Origin of the sequence: Gordonia otitidis NBRC 100426 (assembly GCF_000248075.1) — a bacterium.
Taxonomy (GTDB): Bacteria; Actinomycetota; Actinomycetes; order Mycobacteriales; family Mycobacteriaceae; genus Gordonia; species Gordonia otitidis.
In genome coordinates this window covers 1-10,403 of record NZ_BAFB01000177.1, presented here as the reverse complement: position 1 = coordinate 10,403, position 10,403 = coordinate 1, and the positions used below count along the sequence as shown (strand labels likewise).

The following is a 10,403-nucleotide window of genomic DNA, read 5'->3' as shown; positions in this document are numbered from 1 at the left end:
CCCAGTGGCACGCGACCATCTGCACCGCGCTGCTCGAGGGTGCGCTGCGCGAGGCGCGCAAGAACGGCGTCCTCGAGCCGACGGTGGTGCAGGTGGCGGGCGCCATCGAACTACCCGTCATCGTGCAGGCGCTCGCACGTACACATGACGCAGTGGTCGCCCTCGGTGTCGTGATCAAGGGGGAGACGCCGCATTTCGAGTACGTGTGTGACGCGGTGACCGCAGGTCTCACGCGGGTGTCGCTCGACGAGTCGACGCCTGTCGGTAACGGCGTGTTGACGACACTCGACGAACAGCAGGCGCTCGCGCGTGCCGGGCTACCGGACTCCAAGGAGGACAAGGGGGCCCAGGCCACGGCTGCGGCACTGGCCTCCGCGCTCACGCTGCGGTCGCTGAACGGCGCCGGGTCGCGCTCGTGACCGCGAGCGGCCCACCCGACGGCGCCGGACCCGACGCGAGTGCACCTGGGGCGACCACAGCCGCGACCGCCCCCGAGTGGGACATGATCTACCGACCGCACCGACTGGTGCGGATCGCGATCGTGGTCGCTGCGATCGTGCTGGTGATCCACATCGTCTTCGGTGTTCTGCTCACGATCTCCGACACCGGTCCGGAGAACATCGGCGTGTCCGACCAGGCGTCGATCATCATCATCGGACTGATCATCGCGTGCGCCGTGCTGCTGTTCACCCGACCGCGACTACGCGTCGGGAAGGCGGGGGTGTCGGTGCGGAATCTGTGGTCCGATCGTCTCTTCGAATGGGATCGTGTGCGCGGATTGACCTATCCCGACCGCGGTTTCGGGGCGCAGTTGCTGCTGCCCGCCGACGAGCACATCCCGGTGCTGGCGGTGCAGGCAGGCGACGGTGACCGGGCCGTCGACGCGATGGAACGCTACCGCGAACTAGAGGCGCGATATCAGAGCAGGTCGAGGAAGGCCTGACCGGCGTCCGCGGCTCCGGTCGGTGTCGCGTACTAGCCTGGGTTCCGTGGCAGACCCGACTACCTACCGTCCCGCGCCCGGGACGATCCCGACAGACCCCGGGGTCTACCGCTTCCGCGACGCACATGGACGCGTCATCTACGTCGGGAAGGCCAAGAACCTACGCTCGCGTCTGACGTCGTACTTCGCCGACATCGCGTCCCTGCACCCGCGCACGAGGCGGATGGTCACGACCGCGGCTTCGGTCGAGTGGACGGTCGTGGGAACCGAGGTCGAGGCGCTCCAGCTCGAATACAACTGGATCAAGGAGTTCGATCCGCGGTTCAACGTCCGCTACCGCGACGACAAGACCTACCCGATGCTCGCGGTGACCCTCAACGAGGAGTACCCGCGACTGTTCGTCTACCGGGGACCGCGTAAGAAGGGCGTCCGGTACTTCGGTCCCTACTCCCATGCGTGGGCGATCCGCGAGACCGTCGACCTTTTGACACGCGTCTTCCCGGCGCGCACGTGTTCCGCCGGTGTGTTCAAGCGACACCGTCAGATCGACCGGCCGTGTCTGCTCGGCTACATCGACAAGTGCTCCGCACCCTGCGTCGGACGTGTCAGCGCAGCAGAACACCGAGCCATCGTCAACGACTTCTGCGACTTCCTCGCCGGCCGCACCGACCAGATGATCCGTCGTCTCGAGCGCGAGATGAACACGGCCGCAGAACAACTCGATTTCGAACGCGCCGCGCGTCTGCGCGACGACGTCGGTGCGATGCGACGCGCGATGGAGAAACAGGCGGTCGTGCTCGGCGACGGGACCGACGCCGACGTCGTCGCGATGGTCGGCGACGACCTCGAGGTGTCGGTGCAGGTGTTCCACGTCCGGGACGGTCGCGTGCGCGGTCAGCGTGGCTGGGTCGTCGAGAAGCCGGACGACGAGTCGTCTGCCGAACAGGTGGCGCAGTTCCTCACCCAGTTCTACGGGCGCCAGGACGACCTCGACGGCAGCGAGGCCATCCCGCGCGAGGTACTCGTCCCCGAACTCCCACCCGACGAGGAGCAACTCACCGAATGGCTCTCGGGACTACGGGGTTCCAGGGTCAGCCTCCGTGTGCCACAGCGCGGCGACAAGCGTGCACTGTTCGAGACCGTCGAGCGCAACGCGGGGGAGGCGTTGGCCCAGCACAAACTCAGGCGCGCGGGTGACCTGACGACGAGGTCGGCGGCGCTGACGGAGCTACAGGAGTCCCTCGGCCTCGACCAGGCGCCCCTGCGCATCGAATGTGTCGACATCTCGCACGTGCAGGGGACAGACGTCGTTGCGTCGCTCGTGGTCTTCGAGGACGGTCTGCCCCGCAAGTCCGACTACCGGCACTATTCGATCCGACAGGCGGCCGGTGACGGCCACTCCGACGACGTGGCGTCCATCGCGGAGGTGACACGGCGTCGTTTCCTCCGTCACCGCGCCGACCAAGAGGCCGCAACACTGGCTGCGGCACAGGTTACCTCGGGCGAGATACCGGCTCGTGCGGTCGATTCGGCGCCACCTCCACCCAAGAAGTTCGCCTATCCGCCGAACCTGTACGTCGTCGACGGGGGTGCGCCGCAGGTCCACGCGGCAGCGGCCGTCCTCGACGAGCTCGGTGTCAACGACGTCTCGGTGATCGGTCTCGCCAAACGCCTCGAAGAGGTCTGGGTGCCCGGCGATGACGATCCGGTGATCCTCCCGCGTACCAGCGAGGCCCTGTTCCTCCTGCAACGCGTGCGCGACGAGGCCCACCGTTTCGCGATCACGTTCCATCGCAGCAAACGCAGCAAGCGGATGACCGAATCGGTACTCGACGGCGTCGCAGGGCTCGGCCGCGCACGACGGACCGCGCTGGTGACGCACTTCGGTTCCGTCGCGCGACTGCGCGAGGCCACGATCGACGAGATCGCCGAGGTACCCGGGATCGGTGAGGCGACCGCACGCGCGGTGCACGAGGCGCTCGGTGTCGCGCAGCGAACAGAGTCGGCAGATGACGTGGCGGTGTCGAGCGGACACTCCACGAGAGCAGGAGCAGAGAGTGGATGAGATCGCCGACGACGATCAACTCGTCGTCCTGTTCGTGGCGGGAATGTCGGGGGCGGGCAGGTCGACCGTCGCCAACATCCTCGAGGACGACGGTTGGTATGTCGTCGACAACGTGCCCGCCCCGCTCTTCTCCACCCTCGTCGAGACCGTGCGCGAGTCCGACCCGCCGATCACCCGGCTAGCGATGGTCTTGCGTGCATCCGACCCGTCGATCGGCGCGCAGTTGGAGTCGCTGCGTACCGAGCTCGAGCTCGCGGGTGTCGCCACCAAGGTGTTGTTCCTCGATGCCACCGACCCCGTGCTGGTGCGCAGGTTCGAGCAGGTCCGTCGCAGACATCCGTTGCAGGGCACCGAGACGCTCATCGAGGGTATTGCGCGCGAACGTGTGATCCTCGCGCCCATCAAGAATTCGGCAGATCTCGTCGTCGAGACGTCGTCTTTGACCGTCGCGAAACTGCGTGAGCTCGTCGAGGAGGTCTATCCACACGACGGTGAGCCCAGGCTGTCGGTCGCGGTCCAGTCGTTCGGGTTCAAGTACGGTCTGCCGATCGACTCCGACATGGTTGCCGACGTCCGCTTCCTGCCCAACCCGTACTGGGTTGCCGAACTGCGCGAGAAGAACGGGCGCGACGCCCCGGTCCGCGACTACGTCCTCGGCCACGACGAGGCCGGACACTTCGTGGATCTCTACACCGACCTCATCGGGGTCGTCGGCAAGGGGTATCTACGCGAGGGCAAGCGGTACATGACCATCAGCGTGGGATGCACCGGCGGCAAGCACCGCAGCGTCGCGATCGCGGAGGAACTGGCCGCCCGCCTGAAAGCGGCGGGCGACGAAACCAGTTCCACGCGTTACGAAGTCCGGGTGATGCACCGGGATCTGGGGCGCGAATGAGCGCCCCGGATCGCATCGTCGCCCTGGGCGGAGGCCATGGCCTCTATGCGACGCTGACGGCGATGCGCTACCTCAGCCCGAACGTGACGGCGGTGGTCACCGTCGCCGACGACGGCGGTTCGTCCGGCCGACTGCGCAGCGAACTCGACATCATCCCGCCCGGTGATCTCCGGATGGCGATGGTGGCGTTGATGAGCGCACCCGCGGCGCTCGACGACCGTGATCGCCATCCACACGCGGGAACGATGCACCGCGCCCGCCACGAGATGTGGGCGCGCACCCTGCAGCATCGCTTCGGCGGCTACGGCGCACTTGCTGGGCACCCCGTGGGAAACCTGTTGCTCGCGGGGCTGTCGGAGGTTCTCGGCGACCCGGTGGCAGCCCTCGACGAGTTGCGCAGACTTTTCGACATCGACGGTCGGGTACTGCCGATGTCGACAGGACCGCTCGAGATCGAGGCCGACGTGTCGGGCCTCGAGTCCGATCCCCGGATCAGCCGTGTGATCCGCGGGCAGGTCGCCGTCGCCACGACGCCGGGCAAGGTGCGCCGGGTGCGGTTGCTCCCGCACGACCCACCCGCCTGTGACGAAGCCATCGAGGCTATCGAAGCCGCGGATCTCGTCGTCCTCGGTCCCGGCTCGTGGTTCTCGAGTGTGATCCCGCACGTGTTGGTCCCCGCACAGCGAAAAGCGTTGCAGCAGAGCAGAGCTCGCAAGATGCTCTTCGTCAACCTAGCCCCCGAGCCGGGGGAGACACCCGGTTTCTCGGTCGAGCGCCACCTGCACGTGTTGCACGCGCACGACGACACCCTGTCGGTCGACGACGTCGTCGTCGACTCGGCGTCTGTACCGTCGGGGGCCGAACGTGATCACCTCGTCCGAGCGGCGAAGAATTTCGGTGCGCAGCTGCGCGTCGGAGACCTCGCGGTACCTGGTGAGCACGTCCACGACCCGGGCAAGGTTGCGTCACTGGTGAAGCAACTGTGCGAAGGTGAAGGCACCGACTAGGCTGTGCCCATTGTCTGTAGGGCGGCGGCCGTGACACGGCGGTCCGCGCAATCGCCTATCCGAGGGGTTTGAGAACCAGGTGACAGGAGGCAAGGGACCGGTGGCAATGACCGCGGCCGTGAAGGACGAGTTGAGCCGACTCACGGTGACACAGGTGAGTTGCCGCAGGGCCGAGGTGTCTGCGCTCCTACGTTTCGCCGGTGGCCTGCACATCGTCGGTGGACGCGTGGTGGTCGAAGCCGAGGTCGACATGGGCAACGTCGCACGCCGGCTGCGCCGCGAGATCCACGATCTCTACGGGTACGCCTCCGACGTCCACGTCCTGCGCAGCGGTGGTATCCGTAAGAGCGCCCGCTACATCGTGCGTGTCACCAAGGACGGCGAAGGCCTCGCTCGTCAGACCGGGCTGCTCGACCTGCGCGGTCGACCCGTGCGCGGCCTGCCCGCACAGGTGGTCGGCGGCAGCGTCGCCGACGCCGAAGCCGCTTGGCGCGGAGCTTTTCTCGCGCACGGATCACTCACCGAACCCGGCCGATCCTCAGCGCTCGAGGTCAGTTGCCCTGGGCCGGAGGCTGCGTTGGCGCTCGTGGGGGCGGCTCGGCGGCTGGGGGTCTCGGCGAAGGCCCGTGAGGTTCGCGGCGCCGACCGTGTCGTGATCCGTGACGGCGAGGCCATCGGTGCGCTACTCACGCGGATGGGCGCGCACGACACGCGACTCGTGTGGGAGGAGCGGCGGATGCGCCGCGAGGTGCGCGCTACCGCGAACCGGCTGGCGAATTTCGACGATGCCAATCTCCGGCGCTCGGCCCGCGCAGCAGTCGCGGCAGCAGCCCGTGTCGAGCGCGCACTGGAGATCCTCGGCGACGAGGTACCGGATCATCTCGTCGCAGCAGGACAGTTGCGTGTCACCCACCGCCAGGCCTCCCTCGAGGAGCTCGGGCAACTCGCCGATCCGCCGATGACGAAAGACGCCGTCGCAGGCCGTATCCGGCGGCTGCTGTCGATGGCCGACAAGAAGGCGCGTACCGACGGCATTCCCGACACGGAGTCAGCGGTCACGTCGGATCTTCTCGACGACGCCTGAGCGCCTGGTTCGTCTCAGATCGCCTCGGCGGGCGCTGTGAGGCCTGTCCGATGGAACAGCTACCGACCCTAATGGGTGCCGCGGCAGGTTGTGACCACTAGGCTGGATGGCGACTGGGTTCGCGGAGGTTCGTTCCTCCGCCCCATGACCGGGCCGCGAGGCTCGAGACCGATGAAACCGCTTAAGGAGCACACAGTGACTGTTCGGGTAGGCGTCAACGGATTCGGCCGGATCGGCCGCAATTTCTTCCGTGCCGTGGAGGCACAAAAGAAGCTGGGCCAGACCGACATCGAGATCGTCGCGGTCAACGACCTGGCGGACAACAAGTCCCTCGCACACCTGCTGAAGTTCGACTCCGTCGGCGGAATCCTCGACGAAGAGGTGTCGCTCGAGGGTGAGGACACGATCGTCGTGGGCAACCAGAAGATCAAGGCGCTCGAGGTACGCGAAGGTCCTGCTGCACTGCCGTGGGGTGACCTCGGCGTCGATGTGGTCGTCGAATCGACCGGTATCTTCACCAATGCCGCCAAGGCGAAGGGTCACCTCGAGGCAGGTGCCAAGAAGGTTGTCATCTCGGCCCCCGCGACCGACGAGGACATCACCATCGTGATGGGTGTCAACGACGACAAGTACGACGGCAGCCAGAACATCATCTCCAACGCGTCGTGCACCACCAACTGCCTCGGCCCGTTCGCGAAGGTGATGAACGACGAGTTCGGCATCATCAAGGGCCTGATGACCACCGTCCACGCGTACACCGCCGACCAGAACCTCCAGGACGGCCCGCACAAGGATCTGCGTCGCGCTCGCGCCGCCGCGATCAACATCGTGCCGACCTCGACCGGTGCGGCCAAGGCCATCGGTCTGGTACTCCCCGAGTTGAAGGGCAAGCTCGACGGATTCGCGCTGCGCGTCCCGATCCCCACCGGCTCGATCACAGACCTCACCGTCGAACTCGAGAAGACACCGTCGGTCGACGAGATCAACGCGGCGATGAAGGCGGCAGCCGACGGCCCGCTCAAGGGCATCCTCCGCTACTACGACGCTCCGATCGTCTCCTCCGACATCGTCGGGGATCCGCACTCGTCGATCTTCGACTCGGGACTCACCAAGGTGATCGAGGGCAACCTGGCCAAGGTCAGCTCGTGGTACGACAACGAGTGGGGCTACTCCAACCGCCTCGTCGACCTCTCCGATCTGGTGGGTAAGTCGCTGTAATGAGCGTGAAAACTCTGAAAGACCTTCTGGCCGAAGGCGTTTCAGGGCGCGCGGTGCTGGTCCGGTCGGATTTCAACGTTCCGCTCGACGGAGACAAGATCACCGACCCGGGCCGCATCATCGCCTCCCTGCCGACGCTCAACGCGCTGATCGACGCGGGCGCCAAGGTCGTCATCGCCGCCCACCTCGGTCGTCCCAAGGGCTCACCGGATCCTAAGTACTCGCTGGCTCCGGTCGCAGAGCGTCTCGGTGAAGAGCTCGGCCGCAACGTCCAGCTCGCCGCCGACGTGGTCGGCCCCGATGCGCTCGCACGCGCAGAGGGACTGACCGACGGCGACGTGCTGCTGCTGGAGAACGTCCGATTCGATGCTCGCGAGACGTCGAAGGTCGACTCCGAGCGTGAGTCGATGGCCAAGCAACTCGCGGAGCTGGTCGGCGACGACGGTGCGTTCGTCTCCGACGGCTTCGGTGTGGTGCACCGCAAGCAGGCCTCGGTGTACGACGTCGCCAAACTGCTGCCGCACTACGCCGGCCAGCTCGTCGAGCGTGAGGTCGACGTCCTGACCACGCTGACAACCGATCCGGCGCGTCCGTACGCCGTCGTGCTCGGTGGCTCGAAGGTGTCGGACAAGCTCGGCGTGATCGAGTCGCTGGCTCCCAAGGTCGACACGCTGGTCATCGGCGGCGGTATGGCGTTCACATTCCTTGCTGCGCAAGGGCATTCGGTCGGCAAGTCGTTGCTGCAGGAAGATCAGATCGACGTCTGCAAGGACCTGCTCGACCGGTTCGCCGACGTCATCCATCTCCCGGTCGACGTCGTCGTTGCCGACAAGTTCGCCGCCGATGCCGAATCCGACACCGTGAGCGTCGACGAGATCCCCGACGAGTGGATGGGCCTCGACATCGGCCCGGAGTCGGTCAACCGCTTCGCCGCGGTGCTGACGGGCGCGAAGACGATCTTCTGGAACGGTCCGATGGGCGTGTTCGAGTTTCCGAAGTTCGCTGCGGGCACCAAGGGCGTGGCCGAGGCGATCATCACCGCGACCGACAACGGCGCATTCAGCGTCGTCGGCGGTGGCGATTCGGCTGCAGCCGTTCGCACGCTCGGGTTGCCGGAAGACCACTTCTCGCACATCTCGACGGGCGGTGGCGCATCCCTGGAGTTCCTCGAAGGCAAGGAATTGCCGGGTCTGAAGGTGCTGGAGGACTGATGGCAGGCACTCGTAAACCGCTCATCGCGGGCAACTGGAAGATGAACCTGAACCATCTCGAGGCCATCGCTCTGGTGCAGAAGATCGCTTTCGCACTGCCGGCGAAGTATTTCGAGAAGGTCGACGTGACGGTGATCCCGCCGTTCACCGACATCCGCAGTGTGCAGACCGTCGTCGACGGCGACAAGTTGCTGCTCACCTACGGGGCGCAGGATCTGTCCGAACACGACTCGGGCGCCTACACCGGCGAGATCAGTGGCGCGTTCCTCGCGAAACTGGGCTGCACCTTCGTCGTGGTGGGGCACTCCGAACGTCGGACGATGCACGGCGAAACCGACGAGGTGGTGCTTGCCAAGACCAAGGCGGCACTGCGTCACGGTTTGACCCCGATCGTATGTGTCGGTGAGCAACTCGACGTCCGCGAGGCAGGGGACCACGTCGAGTACTGCACGCAGCAGACGTCGGCATCGCTGGCCGGTCTGTCGGGCGACGAACTGTCGAAGGTCGTCATCGCCTACGAACCGGTCTGGGCGATCGGAACCGGGCGCGTCGCCACGCCTGACGATGCACAAGAGGTGTGTCGAGCAATCCGCGGCAACATCGCCTCTGTTGCCGGCGACGAGGTTGCCTCGCACCTGCGCATTCTCTACGGCGGATCGGTGAGCTCTAAGAACGTCGCGGAGATCGTGGGAAAGCCGGACGTCGACGGCGCTCTGGTGGGCGGTGCATCGCTCAAGGCCGACGAGTTCGCGACTCTCTCGGCAATCGCTGCGGGTGGTCCACTGCCCTGACGGGGGCACCCGCAGGCAGCGGGGCGCTCGCGGGGTCGCAGATTCCGACGCGTAGACTGTGGCAGGTTGGCTTCGCCCTTGCGAGGCCAACCTGCCCTCTGCCGTTACACGACGAAACAGGAATGCTCACGGGATGAAGCTCGCGCTCGAAATCGGTCTGATCGTGACCAGCGTTCTGCTGGTCGTTCTCGTGCTGCTGCATCGCGGCAAGGGTGGCGGTCTGTCCTCACTGTTCGGTGGTGGCGTCCAGTCGAGCCTGTCGGGTTCGAGCGTCGTGGAGCGCAACCTCGACCGGTTGACGATCTTCGTCGGTTTGGTGTGGTTCATTCTCATCATCGGCGTCGAATTGGACATCAAGTTCTCCTGACGCCTCGGGTTCCGTTCTTCACGACAACCAGGGTCTGGTCAAGGGCCGCGCACGGGCGCGGCCCTTTTTCTGTGCGCTGACCTCGCCGAGATGCCACGCCCGCTGAATACCTGAATACTTGAGGCATGACCTCAACCGATCCGTCCCGTGGCGCCCCTGCCTGGCGTCCGTCGACCTCCATCGACGATCTGATCTCCGTTGACGATGAGGGTCGAGCCCTCACCGAACCGCTTCGGGAGGACATCCGATTGCTCGGCGGCCTTCTCGGTGACGCCATCAGAGAACACTCCGGTGACGACGTCTTCGATTTGGTCGAGGCGGCACGTGTCGCGGCTTTCCGTATCCGGCGTGCCGAAATAGACCGCGACGAGCTCGCCGACATGTTCACCGATCTCGACATCGACACCGCTATGCCCGTCATCCGCGCGTTCGGCAATTTCGCCTTGTTGGCCAACCTCGCCGAGGACATCCATCGTGAGCGTAGGCGCGCCATCCACGTGCGCGCGGGTGATCCGCCGCAGGAGAGCAGCCTGGCGGCCACCTACGCGAAGCTCGCGGCAGCCGATCTGTCCGACGCCGATGTCGGCTCGGCACTCGCCGACGCCACCGTCGTCCCGGTGATCACCGCCCATCCCACCGAGACCCGACGCCGCACGGTGTTCGATGCGCAGAACCGCATCACCGAACTGATGCGTTTCCGCGGACGTACCGACCTGACCTCCGACGAGGACGCACAGGTCATCGAGGCCATCGAGCGTCAGATCCTGACGTTGTGGCAGACGGCGCTCATCCGCCTCGAACGCCTGACCATCCAGGACGAGA

General features: G+C 66.1%; 11 protein-coding genes. All 11 read left to right on the top strand.

Annotated elements, in window-relative coordinates; translation table 11 throughout:
- Positions 1-419: 6,7-dimethyl-8-ribityllumazine synthase (gene ribH / locus GOOTI_RS17235; RefSeq protein ID WP_007239898.1), on the top strand; the 419-nt coding region annotated here is incomplete at its 5' end.
- An 83-nt stretch (positions 420-502) separates the two neighbouring features.
- Entirely contained in the window at positions 503-943 is a 441-nt protein-coding gene (locus GOOTI_RS17230; RefSeq protein ID WP_051997999.1) for a PH domain-containing protein, read from the top strand.
- 46 nt (positions 944-989) lie between these two features.
- Positions 990-3,008, top strand: coding sequence for an excinuclease ABC subunit UvrC (gene uvrC / locus GOOTI_RS17225; protein ID WP_007239896.1), 2,019 nt, complete (start codon positions 990-992; stop codon positions 3,006-3,008).
- Positions 3,001-3,903, top strand: a complete 903-nt coding sequence (gene rapZ, locus GOOTI_RS17220; protein WP_007239895.1) for an RNase adapter RapZ — start codon at positions 3,001-3,003, stop codon at positions 3,901-3,903. Before uvrC ends, rapZ begins: the two co-directional genes overlap by 8 nt.
- On the top strand, positions 3,900-4,910 hold the full coding sequence (locus GOOTI_RS17215) for a gluconeogenesis factor YvcK family protein (RefSeq protein WP_007239894.1): 1,011 nt from the start codon (positions 3,900-3,902) through the stop codon (positions 4,908-4,910). The genes rapZ and GOOTI_RS17215 overlap by 4 nt, the downstream gene beginning before the upstream one ends.
- Before the next feature lie 106 nt (positions 4,911-5,016).
- Positions 5,017-5,994: a DNA-binding protein WhiA gene (gene whiA / locus GOOTI_RS17210; RefSeq protein WP_174299154.1), complete on the top strand. Its 978-nt coding sequence runs from the start codon at positions 5,017-5,019 to the stop codon at positions 5,992-5,994.
- A gap of 195 nt (positions 5,995-6,189) precedes the next feature.
- Positions 6,190-7,212 (top strand): type I glyceraldehyde-3-phosphate dehydrogenase, encoded by a 1,023-nt coding sequence (gene gap, locus GOOTI_RS17205; RefSeq protein ID WP_007239892.1) that lies wholly within the window; start codon positions 6,190-6,192, stop codon positions 7,210-7,212.
- Positions 7,212-8,423 (top strand): phosphoglycerate kinase, encoded by a 1,212-nt coding sequence (locus tag GOOTI_RS17200; protein WP_007239891.1) that lies wholly within the window; start codon positions 7,212-7,214, stop codon positions 8,421-8,423. The genes gap and GOOTI_RS17200 overlap by 1 nt, the downstream gene beginning before the upstream one ends.
- Positions 8,423-9,214, top strand: a complete 792-nt coding sequence (gene tpiA, locus GOOTI_RS17195; protein ID WP_007239890.1) for a triose-phosphate isomerase — start codon at positions 8,423-8,425, stop codon at positions 9,212-9,214. The genes GOOTI_RS17200 and tpiA overlap by 1 nt, the downstream gene beginning before the upstream one ends.
- Before the next feature lie 133 nt (positions 9,215-9,347).
- Complete coding sequence (gene secG, locus GOOTI_RS17190; RefSeq protein WP_005173296.1) at positions 9,348-9,581, top strand: preprotein translocase subunit SecG; 234 nt, start codon at positions 9,348-9,350, stop codon at positions 9,579-9,581.
- A gap of 125 nt (positions 9,582-9,706) precedes the next feature.
- On the top strand, positions 9,707-10,403 hold a 697-nt coding region (locus GOOTI_RS17185), incomplete at its 3' end, for a phosphoenolpyruvate carboxylase (protein ID WP_007239889.1).